This window comes from Marinifilum flexuosum, assembly GCF_003610555.1.
Lineage (GTDB): Bacteria > Bacteroidota > Bacteroidia > Bacteroidales > Marinifilaceae > Marinifilum > Marinifilum flexuosum.
The window spans coordinates 822,224-844,169 of record NZ_RAPQ01000008.1 but is presented as its reverse complement, the minus strand read 5'-3'; the positions used below and the strand labels follow the sequence as shown (position 1 = coordinate 844,169).

21 protein-coding genes are annotated in these 21,946 nt (G+C 35.5%); 11 read left to right on the top strand and 10 right to left on the bottom strand.

The genetic code is table 11. From position 1 onward, the window contains the following. Nucleotides 1–74 precede the first annotated feature (74 nt). Both BXY64_RS03720 and BXY64_RS03715 read right to left on the bottom strand, forming a co-directional pair. On the bottom strand, nucleotides 75–1,625 hold the full coding sequence (locus BXY64_RS03720) for an Rne/Rng family ribonuclease (RefSeq protein WP_120238594.1): 1,551 nt from the start codon (nucleotides 1,623–1,625) through the stop codon (nucleotides 75–77). A 248-nt stretch (nucleotides 1,626–1,873) separates the two neighbouring features. Continuing rightward, complete coding sequence (locus BXY64_RS03715) at nucleotides 1,874–2,158, bottom strand: HU family DNA-binding protein (RefSeq protein WP_054714163.1); 285 nt, start codon at nucleotides 2,156–2,158, stop codon at nucleotides 1,874–1,876. 150 nt (nucleotides 2,159–2,308) lie between these two features. Here BXY64_RS03715 and mutY point away from each other — a divergent pair, with 150 nt between their 5' ends. The 5 genes from mutY to BXY64_RS03690 all read left to right on the top strand — a co-directional run bounded on the left by mutY (nucleotide 2,309) and on the right by BXY64_RS03690 (nucleotide 6,462). Then, a complete protein-coding gene (gene mutY, locus BXY64_RS03710) occupies nucleotides 2,309–3,358 on the top strand; it encodes an A/G-specific adenine glycosylase (protein ID WP_120238593.1) in 1,050 nt (349 codons plus the stop codon). Nucleotides 3,359–3,434: 76 nt separating this feature from the next. Continuing rightward, on the top strand, nucleotides 3,435–3,860 hold the full coding sequence (locus tag BXY64_RS03705) for a single-stranded DNA-binding protein (protein WP_120238592.1): 426 nt from the start codon (nucleotides 3,435–3,437) through the stop codon (nucleotides 3,858–3,860). Between the two features lie 125 nt (nucleotides 3,861–3,985). Next, entirely contained in the window at nucleotides 3,986–5,224 is a 1,239-nt protein-coding gene (gene gldE, locus BXY64_RS03700) for a gliding motility-associated protein GldE (protein WP_120238591.1), read from the top strand. 27 nt (nucleotides 5,225–5,251) lie between these two features. After that, nucleotides 5,252–5,833 carry a gliding motility lipoprotein GldD gene (gene gldD, locus BXY64_RS03695; RefSeq protein WP_120238590.1) on the top strand — a complete coding sequence of 194 codons (582 nt, stop codon included), beginning with the start codon at nucleotides 5,252–5,254 and terminating at the stop codon, nucleotides 5,831–5,833. Beyond that, a complete protein-coding gene (locus tag BXY64_RS03690) occupies nucleotides 5,833–6,462 on the top strand; it encodes a 4'-phosphopantetheinyl transferase family protein (RefSeq protein WP_120238589.1) in 630 nt (209 codons plus the stop codon). The genes gldD and BXY64_RS03690 overlap by 1 nt, the downstream gene beginning before the upstream one ends. A gap of 326 nt (nucleotides 6,463–6,788) precedes the next feature. On the opposite strand, the gene BXY64_RS03680 is transcribed toward BXY64_RS03690, so the two are convergent. The 4 genes from BXY64_RS03680 to ychF all read right to left on the bottom strand — a co-directional run bounded on the left by BXY64_RS03680 (nucleotide 6,789) and on the right by ychF (nucleotide 10,549). Further along, nucleotides 6,789–8,414 (bottom strand): alkaline phosphatase family protein, encoded by a 1,626-nt coding sequence (locus BXY64_RS03680; RefSeq protein ID WP_120238587.1) that lies wholly within the window; start codon nucleotides 8,412–8,414, stop codon nucleotides 6,789–6,791. 89 nt (nucleotides 8,415–8,503) lie between these two features. Beyond that, complete coding sequence (locus BXY64_RS03675; protein ID WP_120238586.1) at nucleotides 8,504–8,854, bottom strand: DUF190 domain-containing protein; 351 nt, start codon at nucleotides 8,852–8,854, stop codon at nucleotides 8,504–8,506. A gap of 57 nt (nucleotides 8,855–8,911) precedes the next feature. Beyond that, nucleotides 8,912–9,289 carry a fluoride efflux transporter CrcB gene (gene crcB / locus BXY64_RS03670; protein ID WP_120238585.1) on the bottom strand — a complete coding sequence of 126 codons (378 nt, stop codon included), beginning with the start codon at nucleotides 9,287–9,289 and terminating at the stop codon, nucleotides 8,912–8,914. Between the two features lie 159 nt (nucleotides 9,290–9,448). Further along, a complete protein-coding gene (gene ychF, locus BXY64_RS03665) occupies nucleotides 9,449–10,549 on the bottom strand; it encodes a redox-regulated ATPase YchF (RefSeq protein ID WP_120238584.1) in 1,101 nt (366 codons plus the stop codon). Nucleotides 10,550–10,730: 181 nt separating this feature from the next. On the opposite strand from ychF, the gene BXY64_RS03660 reads away from it, so the two are divergent. The 6 genes from BXY64_RS03660 (at nucleotide 10,731) to BXY64_RS03635 (ending at nucleotide 17,254) form a co-directional block, all read left to right on the top strand. Beyond that, nucleotides 10,731–11,774 carry a transglutaminase domain-containing protein gene (locus BXY64_RS03660; RefSeq protein WP_120238583.1) on the top strand — a complete coding sequence of 348 codons (1,044 nt, stop codon included), beginning with the start codon at nucleotides 10,731–10,733 and terminating at the stop codon, nucleotides 11,772–11,774. A gap of 61 nt (nucleotides 11,775–11,835) precedes the next feature. Further along, complete coding sequence (locus BXY64_RS03655; RefSeq protein ID WP_120238582.1) at nucleotides 11,836–13,212, top strand: vWA domain-containing protein; 1,377 nt, start codon at nucleotides 11,836–11,838, stop codon at nucleotides 13,210–13,212. A 158-nt stretch (nucleotides 13,213–13,370) separates the two neighbouring features. After that, a complete protein-coding gene (locus tag BXY64_RS03650; protein ID WP_245996584.1) occupies nucleotides 13,371–15,434 on the top strand; it encodes a transketolase family protein in 2,064 nt (687 codons plus the stop codon). A gap of 313 nt (nucleotides 15,435–15,747) precedes the next feature. Further along, on the top strand, nucleotides 15,748–16,302 hold the full coding sequence (locus tag BXY64_RS03645) for an RNA polymerase sigma factor (RefSeq protein WP_120238581.1): 555 nt from the start codon (nucleotides 15,748–15,750) through the stop codon (nucleotides 16,300–16,302). Between the two features lie 66 nt (nucleotides 16,303–16,368). Then, nucleotides 16,369–16,758, top strand: coding sequence for a hypothetical protein (locus tag BXY64_RS03640; protein WP_120238580.1), 390 nt, complete (start codon nucleotides 16,369–16,371; stop codon nucleotides 16,756–16,758). Between the two features lie 10 nt (nucleotides 16,759–16,768). Beyond that, nucleotides 16,769–17,254 (top strand): hypothetical protein, encoded by a 486-nt coding sequence (locus BXY64_RS03635; RefSeq protein ID WP_120238579.1) that lies wholly within the window; start codon nucleotides 16,769–16,771, stop codon nucleotides 17,252–17,254. A 51-nt stretch (nucleotides 17,255–17,305) separates the two neighbouring features. Here BXY64_RS03635 and hisS read toward each other — a convergent pair whose 3' ends face one another. The 4 genes from hisS to ettA form a co-directional block, all read right to left on the bottom strand. Beyond that, a complete protein-coding gene (gene hisS, locus BXY64_RS03630; RefSeq protein WP_120238578.1) occupies nucleotides 17,306–18,667 on the bottom strand; it encodes a histidine--tRNA ligase in 1,362 nt (453 codons plus the stop codon). A 658-nt stretch (nucleotides 18,668–19,325) separates the two neighbouring features. After that, nucleotides 19,326–19,667, bottom strand: coding sequence for a hypothetical protein (locus BXY64_RS03620; protein ID WP_120238576.1), 342 nt, complete (start codon nucleotides 19,665–19,667; stop codon nucleotides 19,326–19,328). A gap of 79 nt (nucleotides 19,668–19,746) precedes the next feature. Then, nucleotides 19,747–20,100, bottom strand: coding sequence for a DUF4870 domain-containing protein (locus tag BXY64_RS03615; protein ID WP_120238575.1), 354 nt, complete (start codon nucleotides 20,098–20,100; stop codon nucleotides 19,747–19,749). 80 nt (nucleotides 20,101–20,180) lie between these two features. After that, the gene (gene ettA, locus BXY64_RS03610; protein WP_120238574.1) at nucleotides 20,181–21,869 is read right to left on the bottom strand and encodes an energy-dependent translational throttle protein EttA; all 1,689 of its coding nucleotides are present in this window, start codon (nucleotides 21,867–21,869) and stop codon (nucleotides 20,181–20,183) included. Nucleotides 21,870–21,946: the final 77 nt, after the last annotated feature.

Here is a 21,946-nt window from a genome sequence, read left to right as displayed (position 1 = left end):
AAATTACACAAAACCATATAATCCTCTTAACAGTTTATTAAGAGGATTTTGTAAGCAGCATTAAAAAAGTGTGATTATAATTCGATTTCCTGATTGTTATTATCGAAAATCTTATACACTAATAAATCGTAGGATGGAATTTCTTTTACAGTTAATTTAATTCCTAATTTCGATTGCCATTCTCTGCGCAATGTTTTCCAGAAACCTTTATTAATGTAGGCTGCAACAAAAGGATGAACCTTTAGTGTAAGTTTCTTTTCACCACTATCAGCAACCGATTTCAATTTCTCTTCGATCTGATCGGTTAATAATACAGCTGGTGAAATCTTTCCGGAACCAAGACAAGTAGGGCAAGTTTCCTGAATCTCGATGTTCATTTCAGGACGAACACGCTGACGAGTAATTTGCATCAGACCAAACTTACTTAAAGGCAAAATATTGTGTTTGGTTCTGTCCTGTCCCATCACATCTTTCATTCGCTCAAATAACTTCTGGCGGTTTTCGGCAGCATGCATATCAATAAAATCGACAACAATAATTCCACCCATATCACGAAGGCGAAGTTGACGTGCAATTTCATCTGCTGCTGCAAGATTCACCTCTAATGCATTAGTTTCCTGATCATTTCCCGCTTTTGAACGGTTTCCACTATTCACATCGATAACATGAAACGCCTCGGTATGTTCAATAATCAGGTAAGCTCCATTTTTAAACGAAACAGTTTTCCCAAAGGAAGATTTAATTTGCTTATCAACACCTAGCTGATCAAAAATTGGCATATCTCCACCAACATGTTTCACAATTTTTGATTTCTCAGGAGCGATTCCAGCAATGTAGTTTTTAATATCCTTGGCAGCACTTGCATCATTTACATAGATATTTTCGAATGACGAATTCAAAATATCACGCAAAATAGCAGTGGTTCTATCCATTTCACCCAAAACTAATTTAGGAGGTTGCATATCACGAATATGCTGAAAGCTTCCTTCCCATTTCTCTACCAAAGATCTAAGTTCTTGATCTAGTTCAGCAACACGTTTCCCTTCAGCAACAGTTCTTACAATAACCCCATAATTTTTAGGCTTAATGCTTTGAAGTAGCTGACGCAAGCGATTTTTCTCTTCTGTAGATTTAATTTTTTGAGAAATAGAAACTTTATCCGAGAAAGGAATCAAAACAATATTTCGTCCTGCAATAGATATTTCCGAGCAAAGTCTCGGTCCTTTTGTAGAGATTGGTTCCTTGGCAACCTGCACCAGAATGTATTGTCCCGACTTAAGAACATCGGACATTTTACCATTCTTATCTATATCCTGTTCCAATCTCATTTTAGAGATGGACAGATTACGACCCTTTCTTGCCAAGGCCTGTTGTAAGAATTTATTTAGTGAACGGAATTGATGTCCAAGATCCAGATAATGTAAAAATGCATCCTTCTCATACCCAACATCAACAAATGCTGCATTCAACCCAGGCATAATCTTCTTTACCTTACCCAAATATATGTCTCCGACCGCAAATTGAAGATTACTTTTTTCTCTGGTTAGTTCAACTAATTGTTTGTTGCTAAGCAGAGCAATTACAATTTCATTAGGGTTTACATCAATTACAAGCTCGTTACTCACTATTTAAATTCTTCTTATTTTTATTAAAGGTAATCAGTTCTTACAAATAGATAAACCTAAAGTACTAAAAAGTTCTTTAGGTTTATTTATTTTGTTCTTACAAACAAGCTATAAGAAAATTATTTCTTCTTCTTATGACGGTTTTTTCTTAGTCTTTTCTTACGCTTGTGCGTAGCCATCTTATGTCTTTTTCTTTTCTTTCCGCTAGGCATAACTTCGAATTATTTAATGAATTTAAAAATCTAAAACTACTTTACGTTAGTTTTCACTTTACTTACGAAAGTTTTCGCAGGCTTGAAAGCTGGAATAAAGTGTTCAGGGATTATAATTGTAGTGTTTTTAGAAATGTTTCTTGCAGTTTTCTCTGCTCTTTTCTTAACGATAAAACTTCCGAAACCTCTCAAATACACATTCTTTCCTTTTACCAATGAACCTTTAATAGTATCCATGAAAGCTTCTACAGTTTTTTGAACTGTAATTTTCTCAATTCCTGTGTTTTTAGAAATCTCGTTAACAATATCTGCTTTAGTCATCTCTTAAAAAATCTTTAATTATCAATTATTTACAACATCATTTCCTCAAATCAGATTGCAAATATATAAGATTTCCAGTTATTAACGAAATCGAAAACAAATATTTTTACGCATTTTTGAAAAAAATTGAATCATACATTTTTTTTCGAGATGCTTAATAACCAAATCATAAACTGGTATTGCGAGAACAAACGCGACCTTCCTTGGCGAAATACCAAGGATCCATATCTAATATGGATTTCTGAAATCATGTTACAACAAACCAGAGTTGTCACAGCAATTGACTATTATTACAAATTTACAAAAAGGTTTCCAACTGTAACAGATTTAGCTTTAGCTGATGAGCAAGAAGTTTTAAATTTATGGCAAGGTCTGGGTTATTATTCTCGAGCCAGAAATTTACATCATGCAGCAAAAACCATTCATACTATATATAAAGGTATATTTCCGAGCACTTATAAAGAGATTCTTGCATTAAAAGGTGTTGGCACATATACTGCTGCGGCAATTTCTTCTTTTGCTTTCAACTTACCTTATGCCGCAATTGACGGTAATGTATATAGAGTGCTTGCAAGATTGTTTGGCATAGAAACACCTATTGATAGTACTGAAGGGAAAAAGTTATTTCAAAATCTTGCTACTGAAACTATGGGTAATGCAAGACCTGAAGTATACAATCAGGCCATAATCGAATTTGGTGCATTACAATGTACTCCAAAGTCACCCAGTTGTAGCATTTGCCCTGTACATTCTAATTGTTTTGCTTACAGTTCTAACATGATAGATCAATTGCCCGTAAAGAGCAAACAAATTAAGCCAAAGAATCGATATTTTTACTATTTGTTCCTATCTTGCTCAGGTCGTTTTGCCATTGAAAAAAGAGAAGGAAAAGATATATGGAAAAACATGTATCAATATCCACTTATTGAAAGCAATGCTGAACTTTCAACTGATCAATTATTACAATCAGATCAATGGAAAGAAATTTTTGATTCTTCCAATTTGGTATTACAATCAATTAGTGATAATATCGTGCACAAATTAACGCATCAAAATATCAATACCCGTTTTATCCATATTGATGTTAGTGCCGAGGAAATCAAAAAATTTAAAAGGTTTATATTTGTAAACAAAAAGGAATCGGAAAAATACCCTTTCCCTAAGTTGATTAATAATCACATTTTAAACTGTGATATTTAAAATAAGCCTTAAATATATTATGATACAACACAAAAGTTTGTACCTTTAACGTATTGCTAACTAAAAATTTAAACATATGTCAGTAAACAAAGTAATTCTAGTAGGAAACGTAGGAAAAGATCCTGAAGTAAAATACTTCGACAATGATGTAAGTGTTTGTAATTTTCCTTTGGCTACAAGCGAAACTTATACCAAAAATGGTGAAAAAGTTACCCAAACCGAATGGCATAACATTGTTCTTTGGCGCGGATTGGCTAAGGTTGCTGAAAACTACGTAAAAAAAGGTATGCAATTGTATATCGAAGGTAGCTTAAGAACCAGATCTTGGGAAGATCAGGATGGAAATAAAAAATACATCACAGAAGTCATGGCTTCGAACATGCAAATGTTGGGTAGAAAAGGTGATAATGAAGCTGCTCCACAAGCAAGTTCTGAAATGACTCAACCAACAGCCGCTGCCGATACTTCTGTTGAGGAAGAAACTGATGATCTTCCATTCTAAATTACACGAGTGTCAACTAACTTGAGAGAAAATTGGAAACAGACAGTTTTTCAACACTATTTTTAAACAATTCTGATATTGTTTTTCACACTTTAGATATAAGTACCATTATAAGTTTACTTGTAATGGTACTTCTTTTATTTTGCTCCGCTTTGATTTCAGGATCCGAAGTTGCTTTGTTTTCATTATCACCACAGCAAATTAGTGGTATCGAAGCAGAAGAGAATCAGAAAAATCGAAGATTATTAAAACTTTTAAGAATGCCTGAGGAGCTACTGGCAACCATTCTGATTGGTAATAATTTTGTAAATGTTGGTATTGTGATTCTTTCCAGCTTTATTACCAATTCGATAGTAGATTTCTCAAATGCACCAACTATTGGATTTTTGGTTCAGGTGGTGATAATCACTTTCCTGTTATTGCTTTTTGGTGAAATCATTCCTAAGGTTTATGCTACGCAAACCTCGGTTAAGTTTTCGAAATTTATGGCTTTTCCTTTATACTACATGGAAAAGATTTTCCGTCCTATGTCGGCAATTCTAATTAAATCAACTTCGATTGTTAACAAGCGAATTTCTAAAAAGCAGAATATTTCGATGGGTGATTTATCACAGGCTCTCGAGTTAACTGCCGATGAGATTAGTGATGAAATGGAAATTCTGGAAGGAATTGTGAATTTTGGTAACATCAATGTGGTTGAGATTATGAAATCGCGTGTTGATGTTGTTGCCATTGATGTAAAAACTGGTTTTGGGAAATTAAAATCAATTTTAATCGATTCGGGCTATTCCAGAATTCCTGTTTACGATGAAACTTTCGACAATGTAAGAGGTATTTTGTATGTGAAAGATCTACTTCCTCATCACCATAAACCAAACACTTTTCGTTGGCAATCGATAATCAGGCCTCCGTTTTATGTGCCCGAAACCAAAAAGATCAATGATTTGCTGGAAGAATTCCAGACTCAGAAAAATCATATGGCTATTGTTGTTGATGAATACGGTGGTACTTCCGGAATCATTACTATGGAGGATATCCTGGAAGAAATTATTGGAGACATTCCAGATGAATCGGATGAAGAAAAAGAAACTTATACCCTGGAAAAAGACGGCACCTACCTATTCGAGGGAAAAACCTTGCTTAACGATTTCTTTAAGATTACAGAATTAGATTCTGATTTATTTGAAAATATTAAAGGTGATGCCGATACTTTGGCAGGGCTATTATTGGAAATGAAAGGTGAAATTCCTCAAAAGAAAGAAGAATTCGAATACCAGTATTTCAGATTTATTGTTGAAGCCGTTGACAACCGAAGAATCAAGAAAATTCGTTTTCTTCCTCCTAAAGAGAAATTAGCCAAATAAACACATTACATCTGAATACAGTACAAAATGAAGTTAACTCAGTTCGTTTCATACACTTTTATTGCCTTTCTTGCACTTGGATTTATATCCTGTAAAGAAAAATACACACCAAAACCCAAAGGTTATTTTCGTATTGATTTGCCAGAAAAGCAATACGAAACCTGGAGTAATAATTACCCATTCAGTTTCGACAAATTGTCGTTAGCCAATGTGCGCACAGACAATAGTAAAGGAGCCGAAAAATATTGGTTGAACATTCATTATCCAAAATACAAGGCAACCATTCACTTAAGCTATAAAAGTGTAAACGGGAATATTGAGGAGTACTTGGAAGATTCGAGAAAGATGGCATACAAACACAGCATTAAAGCTGATGCCATTGGCGAGCAAGCATTCCAAAATCAGGATAAAAATGTATATGCTCTAATTTATCGAATCAAAGGAAATGCAGCCTCATCGGTACAATTTGTTGCAACCGATAGTACCAAGCATTTTTTGCGTGGTGCACTTTACTTTAAAGAACATCCAAACCAAGATTCTTTGGCTCCGGTAATTCAGTATATCGATAAAGATATGGTGAAATTGATTGAAAGCTTAGAGTGGAAGTAATGCCTTTATTTAAACACCTACATATTAGTAAGGATTGTAATCTGTACATCTGGAAGATTGATGAAGAGGTAGATTACCTAAAAAATCAAGTTGAATTAAGCGATAAGGAGCTTGATAAATTCAATGGTTTTGGGAGCGAATCGAGGAAAAAAGAATATCTGGCTACCCGATTACTGGTTCAGAAATACATTGCTGCAGATTTAAGAATGGAGAACAACGAACATGGGAAACCATTTTTAATTGGTTCCGATTTAAATATTAGCGTTAGCCATACCAAGAATTTTGCTGCTATTTTTGTGAGTAAGGATTCCATTCCTGCCATAGATATGGAATACCTATCGGATAGGGTTCATCGAATTGCAAAACGATTTCTTTCAGAATCGGAACTGGAAAACATTTCAGAGCAAGAGCGAACTTTTCACCTATACCAACACTGGTGCGCAAAGGAATGCTTGATTAAATTCTATGGCAAGAAGGATGTTCATTTAATTGATGAGTTGAAAATTCATCCTTTTGCACCCGATCAAAATACATTCACAGGAGAAGTTTGTCGCGATGATTTTTCTGAACCCTACACTTTCCAATACCTACAGTTTGATGACTACTTGCTGGTTTATTCTTTCAAATAAAATCATTACTAATCTGGCAAAGCAAAAATGTATTTTTTTCGATGCCAGTATTGGCAAAGTTCAAAAAATTGACTTTTGACCGATGCCTGTTTAGGCAAAGCTCCAAAATTTGATTTTTCAACCAATGCCTGTATAGGTAAAGCCCGAAAAATTGATTTTTTAACCGATACTTGTATGGGTAAAGTCCAAAAAATTGACTTTTTGACCGATGCCAGTATTGGCAAAGCACAAAATATTGACTTTTGCCCCATGCCTAAACTGGCAAAAGAAAAAAAGAAATTTTTGAATGCCTATTTAAACATGGACAAATCGCAACTGATAACTGTCTACTGCGTTAACTCCTCAATTGGATTACCATCGCAACCTGCAGGGATTGAAATGTTCAAGAAATTTGAAATTGTTGGAACGATATCTTCGACGTAAACCGTGCGAGATACTGTACCACGTTTAATTTTCCATCCATACCAGAACAATGGAACTTGATTTGTGTAGCTGTATTGAGCAATTTCATCTCTTTCATCCTTCATCTTGTGCATCCAACCTGGTTCAAGGGTAATTAATACATCGCCAGATCGTTTTTGATTGAATGAGCGTTGCACCTTCAGCATCACCCCATGTGTATAGTTAGCTGTGGTTAGACTGCTCGCAGGAATAGTACTGGCAACACCTGTAAACTGAATTAAGAAATTGGCTGCTTTCAACTGCATCTCCTCCAAAGATAGTTTCGAATCTTCAATCAACTGATGGTTTAAATAGACCTGCTGAGAATCGTATCCTAAAATCCAATCACCACTACCATACAAAACATTCAAGTATGATTTTAGTAATGCCATTGCATTGTAGGAACTAAAATATCCGTTAGGAATATTTTGCTCTTTTAAATTTTCTGGTGTATAGTTTGCCGATTGATCTGCTGTTAAGAAAACAAGCACATTTTCCAAGCCAATCTGTTCATCCAGGAAATCCAGAAAGTGTTCTATTTCTCTATCCAATCTGATAAAATTATCAATCATTTCGGCAGAAAAAGGAGAAAGTTCCCTGTGTTTGTAATCCAAGCATGAAAAAGTTACGGCTAGAAAATCGGTATCATCATCACGTCCTAAATTTTCATTGATAATGGCCGAAATGGCAAAATCTTTTACCAACATGTTTCCAAACGGAGTTGCCTTTATGGCTTTGTAACCATAAGTTCTCTTCTCTTTATTCAAATCGTAATAGAAATCTGAAGATAGTCCAACTTTACCCAAAATCTTCTCTGAAATCCCAGTCTTGTCTTGTCCATCAAATGGCGTCCAGATACGATCCATATAGAAATCGGCAAAATTCTTATTATTGAATTCACTTACCCAATTGTAAAGAGTGTCCTGGTAGTGAGAAGATGTAACAAACTTTCCTGATAAATCATCCATCCAGTAAGCTCCATCGGCTCCATGACCTGCAGAAAATAATGCAGCTTCAGTATTTAAACCAACTCCAATTACCCTGGAATGGTTGTTGAATAGTTTTATTTCATCGCCAACTGTTGGTGCTAATAAGTTTTTAGGTGATTTGCCTTTTTCTTTCGTTTCGATTCCAACAATTTTAGCATTCCCATCATCTTTTGCCAGGTTTAGTTCTCCTGATAATCGATCGTACCAACCATGCGAAATTACTCCATGATAAGATGGTGGCGTTCCGGTAAATATGGTTGCATGATCGGGACCTGTTTGTGAATACAAATAGCTAAACTTTGCATTTTTACAGTAGGTTCCCTGGTTCATTAAACGCTTAAAACCTTTTTCACCAATCAGATTTGAAAATCGGAAATAATAATCAGGACGCAAGTGATCTACTACTATTCCTACAACCAATTTTGGTTGTTCCGAAGGAATTTTACGAGTTCGTTGTGCCTGAACTAGTGATAGGTTGGTGATAAAAAATATCAGTAATATAAATCCGATTCGTTTGTTCATCCTTTATAAGTGTTGGCGTTAAAAAATTGTCCGCAACAAATATAATGGATTCACACTGATTTATGGAACTGTTGTGCAGTATTGCAATATTATTTTGATTGTGGTTGATATCGAATCACATCAACCTGTTCCATGGTAATCATTCCTCCACCGCCTGATTTCTCGATTAACAATTCCAGGATATGAAGAAATCCCTCTACTTTTTCGGTGGAGTCAACAATCTCGACAATTATTGGCAAATCATCGGCAAGCGCAAATATTTTAGAGGTATGAATTCTTGAACTGGCTCCGAAAGACATGATTCCACGATGAACCGTAATACCTGCCATACCGTACTTTTTGGCTCCATAAACAATAGCTTCATACAAAGGACGCTGGTAAACCCTATCGGCTTCACCAATAAATACTCGAAGTAATTTTGCCTTTCCTTTTAGTTTCATCGCTTCAGATGTAAGTTATCAGATCTTAGAACTGATATTCTCAATCTAAAATCTGAACTAAAACAATTTATGAATCTGGGTACCTAAATATACTGCCAACAGGCCAAGAAACACGCTTCCTCCCACATACATAGAAAGATACAAAAATCCGCTATCTTTTAAAAGGTTCAATTTATCGAATGCGAAGGATGAGAATGTGGTAAAACCACCACAAAAACCTACTGCAAGAAACATCCTGATTTCAGGACTAATTAAATTATCACGCTCAGCAAGCGAGTAAACAACTCCGATGATAAAACTACCTACAATATTAACTGTCATGGTTCCAATTGGAAAAACGGTATCAAAAATTCGGTGCAATCCCTGACCAATTAAAAAACGGGAAACACTTCCCAAAAAACCTCCCATGCCAATTAGCAATAGTGTACGTAACATCTCAAAATAATTAATAATGAACAATTGGTAATGAATAATGTGGATTCATAGATAGGGCAAAGGTAGTGTTATTGTTTGAAATTATTAATACTTGGTCAGCATGCATAAAAAATGGCCACTCAAAACTGAATGGCCATCTTGTATATTGTTTGATGCAAATTATACATTAAAACGGAAGTGCATGATATCACCATCCTGAACAACGTATTCTTTACCTTCTACATTCATTTTTCCAGCTTCTTTACAAGCATTTTCAGATCCAAGTTCTGAGTAATCTTCATATTTAATTACCTCTGCACGAATAAATCCTTTTTCAAAATCGGTATGAATAACACCTGCTGCCTGCGGAGCTTTTGCACCTTTTGGGTAAGTCCATGATCTCACCTCTTTTACTCCCGCAGTAAAATAAGTTTCCAAATCCAGAAGTCTGAAAGCAGCTTTAATCAACTTATTCACTCCTGGCTCTTCCAAACCTAAGTCTTCCAAAAACATTTGTTTCTCTTCGTATGTTTCCAATTCTGCAATATCAGATTCAATACCTGCACCAACAACCAGCACTTCAGCATTTTCATCTTTTACAGCTTCTCTTACAGCATCAACATGCTTGTTTCCTTCTTTTACTGATGATTCGTCAACATTACAAACATAAAGAATAGGCTTAGTTGTTAGCAAGTGAAGATCCGTTGTTACCTTTTCCTCTGCCTCGCTCAACTCAATCACACGAGCTGATTTTCCCTGCATCAATGCTTCTTGGTAACGCTCTAAAACTTCACACAATCTTTTTGCTTCCGGATTTTTTCCAACCTTTGCCAACTTGGCTGCTTTTTGCAGTCTTGCCTCAACAGTTTCCAAATCCTTTAATTGCAATTCAATATCAATCGTTTCTTTATCACGAATTGGATCAACAGAACCATCAACATGAACGATATTATCATTTTCGAAACAACGCAATACATGAATAATTGCATTGGTCTCACGAATATTCGATAAGAATTTATTTCCTAGTCCTTCCCCTTTACTAGCTCCTTTTACCAAACCAGCAATATCCACAATCTCCATTACAGAAGGTTGAACTCTTTCTGGCTTTACCAACTCTGACAATCTAATTAATCGTTCATCAGGAATGGTAATCACACCCACATTTGGTTCAATGGTACAAAAAGGAAAGTTAGCCGATTGTGCTTTCGCATTCGACAAACAATTAAACAAAGTCGATTTACCCACGTTTGGTAATCCTACAATTCCGCACTGTAATGCCATGGCAATTCTATATTATTTTGATTTGCTTTTAATTCTATTTTTAAAAATCTGTGCAAAAGTACATTTAAATTTTCGATGTGCCAATTTTCCTTTTTATCTCCTAAAAAAATGTTAATCTATTAAAAAGAATCTCACCATATGAACTATTTAACTTATTTTTTGCTAGTTTTATATCACAACTATGAATCGAAAATTAATAGTCATATTACTTCTGTCCTTTATTCCTCTTGCAACTATAAATGCTCAGGAGTCTCAAAATATTAAATTTGGTCATATCGACAGGCATGTTAGAAAAACGCCTGATAGTGTTACCAATAACATTATAAATCTTCACAACTATTTAGTCGAACCATGCACTAATCAAACTGAAGCAGTAAGAGCATTCTATTTTTGGATTATTAAAAATATCAAATACAAAAATCAAATTGAGCTATTATATGATCCTACTGTATTGTTCTATATTGGTTCAAACAATTGTTCCTCTCCAGTTTGTGTTCTAAAACGAAGAATAGCTGTATGCGAAGGATTTTCGCGTTTATTTCAATATTTCTGCAATCAGTCGGGAATTGAATGCTATTCGATTAGCGGATATATTACTAAAAATGGAGCATTACAGGATCGTGCCACACATGCATGGAATGTGGCCAAAGTTGACGGCGTTTGGTTTTGTTTCGATTTAAGTTGGGCCAATGCGATTTTAGAGCATACAGGAGTAAAAAGTAAGGCCAATGAATTTTTCATGGCTCTCCCAGAAGAATTTATTAATACACATTTGCCATTGATACCGATGTGGCAATTTTTGAAAAGTCCTGTTCCTCTGGAAGTATTTAATGCTGGAGAAGAAACCATTATCAAACACTTGGATGAAACTACTGAAAACTACCATTTTACCGACAGTATATTAGAGTATAATAAATTAACAAAAGCCAAACAGAGGTTAAAAACTGCAGATGAGATTTTTCGTGTCAATCCAGCTAACAAATTCAACTTGGCCATGGAGTATTACCGATATGCAAGAATTATTCTGAACTACGAAGGTGATGTTGATGCCTTACAGTATTATCACTTTATCAAAGCCCGGAAAAAACTTACAAAAGCCATTGATTTATTTAGTACTTCAACCGATATTTCTTCCAAAATTATGAGATTGCAGAGTATGGATAATTTGAGAGTTATTGAGCGGATTATAGAGCAGGAAAGTGAGAATTTTATCTTTTTGGATTGATTAAGTTATTTAATAATAAATGGTTTCTTATTTTTGTCAGATAAATTATTAATATTTTGTTTTGAAACTATATAGCCACTTAATCATCGCCCTGTTAGCTGTAATTTTTGCCCAAACATCATTTGCGCAAAACAAAGCTTCCAAAGCTGAAGAAAAAACAAGAATTCTATTCATTTTCGATGCCTCTCAAAGTATGAACGGTTATTGGGAAAAATCAAAAAAAATAGATATAGCCCGAAAGTTTTTAATCAGAATGGTAGACAGCCTGGAATGTGAAAATAATGTCGAAATGGCATTAAGGGTATATGGTCATCAAAGTCCGGTACCACCACAGGATTGTAACGACACAAAACTTGAAGTTCCATTCTCACCTAATAATGCTGGAAAAATAAGGCAAACTTTACGATACCTTATCCCCAAAGGAACCACTCCGATAGCACATTCATTGGAATTGTCAGCCAATGACTTTCCGATTACCGAAAATGGAATTCGCAATGTGGTAATTTTAATTACAGATGGTGTAGAAGCTTGTGATGGAGACCCTTGTGAAGTATCCGACAAATTGCAAAAAGCAGGAATCATTTTAAAACCATTTATTATTGGAATTGGACTAGATGTAAATTTCAAAAGTAGTTTTGAATGCATTGGAAACTTTTTACAAGTTGAACAAGAAGAAAAATTTGGAGGTACATTAGAATATGTAATGTCTCAAGTTTTAAATAAAACTTCTGCTCAGGTGAATTTAATAGATGCCAATGGTTCTCCAACAGAAACTAATGTTGCGATGACTTTCTACAACAAAGTTTCAGGAAAGGTTCGCTATCAATTTATGCACACTATTAATGCAAAAGGAAATCCGGACACCTTATATATTGATCCTCTTTTAACCTACAACATTACCATTCACACCATTCCTGAATTACACAGAGATAGTGTAACCATTCAGCCTGGAAAACATACTAAAATTGGATTTGATACACCACAAGGATTTTTAAAAATTGAATCGAACCGAACTAACATGTATAAGGATTTACAAACTCTTGTTAAAATCGATACTCAGATTATAAACACGCAAAAGGTAAATCAAAGCATTAAATACATTACCGGAAAATATAATTTGGAAGTTCTTACGCTTCCAAGGATTGCAATTCCGAATGTAACGATTGCCCAAAGTACTACAACCAGTATTAAAATTCCTCAGCCTGGTTTGGCAACCATTTTTAAACCATCAAGCGGACCATGTAGTCTTTTTGTACAACGCAAAGGTAAACTGGAGTGGATTTATGACATTGATGATAAAAAGCTAAGAGAAACTTTAACCTTGCAACCTGGTGTTTATCATGTAATCTACAGAAACAAAAACGCTTCACTATCTCAAAACTCCAGAAAAACAAGCTTTGAGATATTTTCAGGAAAGTCAAGATCAGTAAGATTCTAAACATATTGATTTACAGTTTTATAAAATATATTACTTTTCTCTAAGTATCTATTATTTAGATGAGATTCGCTCATGCAGGATAACATTTTTGTATATCTTTGCATCCATTAAATAAAACCTTACCAAGTTTTTATCATTAAAATCTCATTTAATTTCAAATGGATCTAAAAGAAATGAACAACCAAATGGATCTTACGGTAACTGATAAGGCATCGGATAATATCCGTATTCTTGCAGCTGCTATGGTAGAAAAAGCAAAATCTGGTCACCCTGGTGGTGCCATGGGCGGTGCTGATTTTGTAAACGTACTTTACTCCGAATTTTTAAACTTCGACCCAACTGATAAACTATGGATTAATCGTGATAGATTTTTCCTTGATCCGGGTCATATGTCTCCAATGTTATATTCTATTCTTGCATTAGTAGGAAATTATAGCATGGATGATCTGAAAAACTTCAGACAATGGGGTTCTCCAACTCCGGGTCACCCTGAGGTAGATTTCGAAAGAGGTGTTGAAAATACTTCTGGTCCATTAGGACAAGGTCACACAATGGCTGTTGGTGCAGCAATTGCTGAGCGTTTCTTAGCGGCTCGTTTCGGCGATTGGATGTCTCACAAAACTTATGCTTTCATTTCTGATGGTGGTATTCAGGAAGAAATTGCACAAGGTGCTGGTAGAATTGCAGGAACTCTAGGTTTAAGTAACCTGATCATGTTCTACGATTCTAACAACATTCAGCTTTCAACCAAAGTTGAAGAAGTTACAACCGAAAATACAGCTAAAAAATACGAGGCTTGGGGATGGAACGTAATTACTATTGATGGTAACAACGCTTCTGAAATTCGCGTAGCTTTGCTTGCTGCTAACAACGAAACAGAACGTCCTACTCTTATTATTGGTGAAACCTTAATGGGTAAAGGTGCTGTTGACGCTGAAGGTGCTAGCTTTGAAAATATGGTATCAACTCACGGACAGCCATTAGGTGCTGCTGGTGCTTCTCTTGATAAAACCATCGAAAACTTAGGTGGTAATCCTGAAAATCCATTCCAGATTTTCCCTGAAGTTGAAGAATACTACAAAGAAGTTCTTAAAAAGAAACAAGAATATGCTGCTGCTAAAAAAGCTGAACAAGCTGAATGGGCAAAAGCAAATCCTGAACTAGCTGCTAAATTGGAAAAATTCTTTAGCGGTGATGCTCCAGAAATCGATTATGCTGCAATTGTACAGAAATCAGGTGCTGCAACTCGTGCTGCTTCTTCTGCTGTATTGGCCGAATTGGCAAAGAATGTTGACAACATGATCGTTTCATCTGCCGATTTGAGTAACTCAGATAAAACAGATGGATTCTTAAAAGAGACAAAAGCAATTGTTAAAGGTGATTTCTCTGGTGCATTCTTGCAAGCTGGTGTTGCTGAATTAACAATGGCTGCAATTTGTAACGGTATTGCTCTTCACGGTGGTGTTACCGCTGCATGTGGTACATTCTTCGTATTCTCTGATTATATGAAGCCTGCGGTTCGTTTATCTGCTCTTATGGAAGTTCCTGTGAAGTACATCTGGACTCACGATGCTTTCCGTGTAGGTGAAGATGGACCTACTCACCAGCCAATTGAGCAAGAAGCTCAAATTCGTTTGTTGGAGCAATTGAAAAATCACTCAGGGGAAATGAGTTTATTAGCTCTTCGTCCTGCTGATGTTGATGAAGCTACCATTGCTTGGAAAATGGCTATGGAGAACACAAAAACTCCAACTGCTTTGATCTTATCTCGTCAGAACATTAAAGATCTTCCTGCTGCAAGCGGTAACAGATACGAGGAAGCTTTGGCTGCAGAAAAAGGTGCTTACATTATTGAAAAACCAGAATCTACTCCTGATGTTATTCTATTGGCTAGTGGTTCTGAAGTTTCTACTTTAGTTGCTGGTGCTGAAATTTTGAAAGCTGACAAAGGATTGAAAGTACAAATCGTTTCTGTTCCTTCTGAAGGTTTGTTCAGACAACAATCTGCAGAATATCAAAACGAAGTAATTCCTGCTGGAATTCCAGTTCTTGGTTTAACTGCTGGTTTGCCTGTTACACTTCAAGGTTTGGTTGGCGCTAACGGTAAAGCTGTTGGTTTAGATCATTTTGGTTACTCAGCTCCTGCCGGAGTTCTTGATGAGAAATTTGGTTATACTGCTGAAAATGTTGTGAAAGAAGTTGAAGCTCTTCTTCAAAAATAATTCACAATTCAAGATATGAATCCGGGATCAAATTGATTCCGGATTTTTTTTGCCCCAGTGTAAAAATCGTTAATGAAACGAACTAAATTTTTTAATTCTATTTTTCTTTATCCAAGGCAAACTTTACAGGCATAGCAGCAGTTACAGTGAAAAAGTTTAAGGCAGGAGAAAAATAAATTAGTTTGGGTAATTATTTATTTTTACTCTTCAATTAAACCTTTTTAAAAGAATTGAGTCTTACCTTTCGTGATACAGTTGCAAATGGCTACTTTTATCACGCATTCTCAGGTTAAAGCTTTAATTATAACAATAGATGACTCAAATAACTGACGAAGAAATATTACAACTTTTTCAGGATAAGAAAACTCAAAGTGAAGCATTTTCCCTTTTGGTAAAAAAATATCAGGAAAGATTGTACTGGCAAATCAGGAAAATTGTATTGTCGCACGATGATGCTGATGACGTTTTGCAGAACACTTTCGTGAAAATTTGGAAAGGCTTGCTTAACTTTAGGTACGATGCAAAACTTTATACCTGGATGTATCGAATTGCAACCAACGAATCGTTAACATTTCTGAAAGACAAACAACGAAGAAGCATTGCCTTTGCCAATAAAGATGTGGAAGATATGCTGATTGCAAATTTGGAAGCAGATGAATATTTTGATGGAGATCAGGCACAAGTTGAGTTGCAAAAGGCAATATTACAACTGCCCGAAAAACAACGCCTGGTTTTTAATATGAAATATTTTGATGAAATGAAGTATGAAGATATGTCGGAAATTCTTGAAACTTCGGTTGGAGCATTAAAAGCTTCCTATCATCATGCAGTAAAGAAAATTGAATCTCTGTTAAAGCTTGAATGTTAGCAATATTAATTCAGCTATAGCGATTAAACCAAATTGAATTTTGACAGTCTAAAAAATATACGAATCATGAATAATCTGTCGGATATGAAGAAAGATCAACCATTTAAAGTTCCTGAAAATTATTTCGAGAACCTAAGTGATCGAATTAATGAAAGAATAGAAAAGGAAGAGAATCCAAAGGAGAAGAATTTGATTCAAATTCTGAAACCATATATGTGGATGGCTGCTAGTGTACTTGCATTTGTATTTGTAGCAAAATTGATTTTGACTACTGCAGTTCCTACTGATTTTCAAAATCAACCAATTTCACAAATAGAAGACAGCAGTACTGTAAACACAGAAAATGTTGAATCTGATTTCTTCTTTGACAACATGTCCGAAACTTCTTCGGATGAAATTATTGAGTATCTTTCGGATTACGATATCGCAACCGATGAATTATTGGCGAACTTATAATTATTGAAATATGAACCGATTAATCCTATCAATATCTATATTACTGACATTTTGTTTGTCGGTTAATGCTCAACATGGTAAAGGAAAAGGTGAAGGCCATGGCAGAATGTACAAGGAAATTCAAGCGCAGAAAGTATCATTCATTACTCAACGACTGGAATTAACTCCTGAGGAAGCCCAATTGTTCTGGCCTGTTTACAATGAATTGGAAAATAAAAAAGAACAACTTAGACAGGAAGGAAGAGTATTGTTTCACAAAATCAGAAATGGTTTAGAGAGCCTTCCCGAGAAAGAACTGGTTCAAATTAGTGATGATATGATTGAGTATCGAATTAAAGATGCTAAATTGAATAAGGAATATCACGAGAAGTTTAAAAAGATACTTCCCATAAAAAAGGTCTTGGAACTTTATCATGCCGAGAAAAAATTCCAGGGCATGTTATTACGAAAAATCAAAGAAAAAGGCCGTCATATGGGGCGACGCGAAAGAAATTAAGCAATACAAAAAGGGCTGTCAATCGACAGCCCTTATATATTTTAAGCCATTTTAGGCCAACTTTTCAATCAATTGTTCCGGAGTTAATTTTTCCTGATCTCCAGTTTCCATATTCTTCAAGCTCACAACTCCTTCTTCCATTTCAGTCTCTCCAACCATAATCACGTAAGGAATATTTTTATTGTTGGCATAAGTCATTTGCTTTTTCATTTTCTGCGATGCCGGATAAATTTCTGCATTAATTCCATTAGCTCTCAGTTTTGAAAGAACAGGTAAACAGAATAGCTCCTCTTTTTCGCCAAAATTGATGAATAATACTTTAGTTGTTGCAGCAGTTTCTTCAGGAAATTTATTCATTTGCTCCAACACATCGTAAATACGATCGGCACCAAAAGAAATACCTACTCCAGAAACATCTTTCAATCCAAAAATACCAGTCAAATCGTCGTAACGACCTCCACCAGTAATACTGCCAAACTCCATGTCTTTCGATTTTACTTCGAAAATGGCTCCGGTATAGTAGTTCAATCCCCTGGCAAGCGTTAAATCCAATTCAACTTCAGTTTCAACATTTAAGCTATCAAGGTAGTTGAATACTGTCTCCAATTCCTCGATCCCCTTCATTCCAACTTCCGAACCAGCTAAAAGTTCTTTCAATTTTGCAGCTTTTTCGGCATTGGTACCTGATAACAAAATAATTGGTTGCAAAGTTTCTATAGCTTTCGCTGATACTCCTTTTTCTGCCAATTCCTTGTTTACATTCTCTAAACCAATTTTATCCAGCTTATCGATAGCAACAGTGATATCTATAATTTTTTCAGCTTCACCAATAATTTCAGCAATACCCGCTAAAATCTTACGGTTGTTTAACTTCACAACCACATTCAATTGTAGTCTGCGATATACCTCGTCAACAATTTGAATTAGTTCTACTTCATTCAAAAGTGAATTGCTGCCAATTACATCTACATCGCACTGATAAAACTCACGGTAACGTCCTTTTTGTGGACGATCGGCTCTCCATACCGGTTGAATTTGGTATCGCTTAAAAGGAAAACTAATATCGTTGCGATGCTGCACAACGTAACGAGCAAATGGTACGGTTAGGTCGTATCGCAGACCTTTTTCACTAATCTTAGTAGTTAGCTTAACCGAATTACGCTCTTGCAATTGTTCATCACGCACTTTCGAGATAAAATCTCCCGAATTCAATACTTTAAAAAGTAGTTTATCCCCTTCTTCTCCATATTTTCCCATTAGAGTAGAAAGATTTTCCATTGATGGTGTTTCAATCGGCATAAATCCATACAATTGAAAAACCTCTTTAATGGTATCGAAAATGTAATTTCTCTTCACCATTTCAACTGGTGAAAAATCTCTCGTTCCTTTAGGAATAGACGGTTTTTGAGCCATTTCTTATTCTTTATTTTGGTTTTTTATCAGATCTACAAAAATATACATTATTTCGATAGTAGCACAGTTAGACCACTGCACAATTTAGATATGTATTAAAAATTTAAGAGCCGAAATGATTTATCGAAAAGACTCTTCTCTATAGAGTTGAACAGTTTCATCACTAGCGATTGCTTTTCTTATATAAAATAACAACTTTATATCTTACCTAGGGTGTAGGTGAGATAAACATGGAAAAAGTTGAAGCGAACATGGAAATATATGAACCAAACGCAGGAAAAACTCACCTGGACGTAGGTAAATGTGACATCTACCCTAATTTTTGAGATATTTTCATAGAAATAGCTGTCTTTTTCATGGGAAAATGTAATGTAAACCCATCAAAAATTGACCTAAAAATGGGTGAATGTGATTTCGACGCGCGTCAGACTCATCTTTTCCTACATCTGGGTCAAGAAAACACGCGTTCAAATCAAGTAAACCTATATCAGAGTCACATCCAGCCAGGAATGGATCTCATTTTTGTGCGTATGGCGTAGAGTTATCCATAAATGTTTCTCATTGTTGCATGAAAGAAAGAAGCTTGTATTAACAGGTGAAACAAGCTTTGAAAATGATTAAGCTTCCTCTAAAAAATCAGGATTGGAATTAACCCTAATTACGCGGGACGTCTATTTATTCTTTTCAGGATATTTGAAAAGAAATCAATCAATAAGCCCAAAATAAATGGATAATACCATTCCTGTAAATCCAAAATCAACAATAGAATGATTGCTATGAGAAACAGTACATTTACCGTTAGTTTCAGGTATTCAAAAAGCTTCCAATCAGCCAATGATTTAAAGAATAACAGAAATACCTGTACGCTCGAGTAGCAAAGAATACCAGCTGAAAACAGTAGATCACCGTAGGAAAAATTCTTAAATAATCGGTAACCACCAACAAAAATTAAGACAACCCCTAAAAAGTAGATTGTCTTATATAATGAGAAAGATTTCATGTATTTAAATTTTCTTGCAATTGTCACATGGAACTCTCAAGTAATTTTAATCTTAAAAATTACATGTTCGTTTCATTTGTCAATTTAATATTTTTATACTGAGCGGATATTGGTAATCCTCGCCATTAAGCGTTTTCACAACCGCCATCACCACAAAAATAAGATTTATTAACCCAAGTGCAATTAGTAACAATATGCCAATTCCAATGATTACCAAAAATGCAGAAACAAAAATGTAAATACTCATCGAAATCTGAAAATTCAAGGCCTTTTTCCCTTCTCGATCAACCAAAGCTGAATGCTCTTTTTTCATCGACCAAAGAACTAGTGGCCCAATAATATTACCGAAAGGAATAATTAATCCAGAAAATGCGGATAGATGACAAAACATCGCCCAATTTCTTTCTTCGCTAGGTGTTGCAAATTCGCTCATGATATTTTTATTAAGAATAATATAAGCTTAAGTTACAAAAAATAAGGGAAGATTCATTTTTTTAATCTTCCCTCTTCTGCTTAATCTGCAATTAATTTTTTATATCGAATGCGCTTAGGACCTTCGTCGCCCAAACGTTTTTTGCGATTGATTTCATAATCGGAATAGCTTCCTTCAAAATAGTGCACCTCAGAATTACCTTCAAATGCCAAAATGTGAGTTGCAACACGATCCAGGAACCAACGGTCGTGAGAAATCACAACCGCACAGCCAGCAAAACTTTCTAAACCTTCCTCTAATGCTCGAAGTGTATTTACATCAATATCATTGGTAGGCTCATCCAATAAAAGAACATTGGCTTCTTCCTTTAAAGTTAATGCCAAGTGCAAGCGATTTCTTTCACCACCCGATAAAACTCCACATTTCTTTTCCTGATCGGCACCCGAGAAATTAAAACGGCTTACGTATGCGCGTGCATTCAACTGTCTTCCACCAACAGAAATCAAGTCTCCTCCACCCGAAATTACTTCGTAAACGGTTTTTTCCGGATCGATATCGGCATGTTGCTGATCTACATATCCCACCTTTACCGTTTCTCCAACTTCAAAAGTACCTTTGTTTGGTTGCTCCAAGTCCATAATCATACGAAACAATGTAGTTTTACCCGCACCATTAGGACCAATCACTCCAACAATTCCTGCTGGTGGTAACTCGAATTCTAAATTTTCAAATAGCAATTTGTTTTCGAATCCTTTCGAAACCTCTTTGGCATGAATCACTTTATTACCCAATCGTGGACCATTAGGAATAAAAATTTCCAATTTCTCTTCCTTTTGTTTTACATCCTGGTTCATCAAAGTATCGTAAGCTTTCAAACGAGCCTTATTCTTTGCCTGACGAGCTTTAGGAGCCATGTTAACCCATTCCAACTCACGCTCAAGAGTTTTTCTTCTTTTACTAGCCACTTTTTCCTCCTGGGCCAATCGTTTCGATTTCTGATCCAACCAAGAAGTATAGTTCCCTTTCCAAGGAATTCCTTCTCCTCTATCCAACTCAAGAATCCAGCCTGCAACATTATCCAGAAAGTAACGGTCGTGAGTAATACAAATTACCGTACCAGCATACTTATGAAGATGCTGCTCTAACCACTGTACCGATTCGGCATCCAAGTGGTTGGTAGGCTCATCCAACAATAAAATATCCGGTTCCTGCAGCAATAATCGACACAATGCAACACGTCTGCGCTCACCTCCTGATAAATGCTTTACTAAAGCTTCACCATCGGGGCAACGAAGCGCATCCATTGCACGTTCCAATTTTGTATCCAGGTTCCAGGCATCAAATCGATCAATCTTTTCCTGTAGAACAGCTTGCTCGTCCATAACAGCCTGCATTTTATCAGGATCTTCTAATACTTCCGGTTCAGCAAATTTTAAATTCACAGCTTCATAGTCGGCTAATACCTGAACAATTTCCTGCACACCTTCCTGAACAATTTCTTTAACAGTTTTGTTGTCATCTAACTGAGGTTCCTGCTCCAAATATCCAATAGTGTGCTCTTTCGGCCAAACCACATGTCCATCGAATGATTTTTCTAATCCTGCAATAATTTTTAACAGAGTAGATTTACCAGAACCATTCAAACCAATGATTCCAATTTTGGCACCATAAAAGAATGATAGGTTGATGTTATTCAATACTTTTTTCTGAGGAGGGAAAATTTTACTTACCCCCATCATCGAAAATATAATCTTCTTATCGTCTGACATTATCGTATGTTTTTAATTTATCTAATTCAATCAATGCAAAAATAGAAAAATTGCTTGTAGTTTATCATGATTTAAAT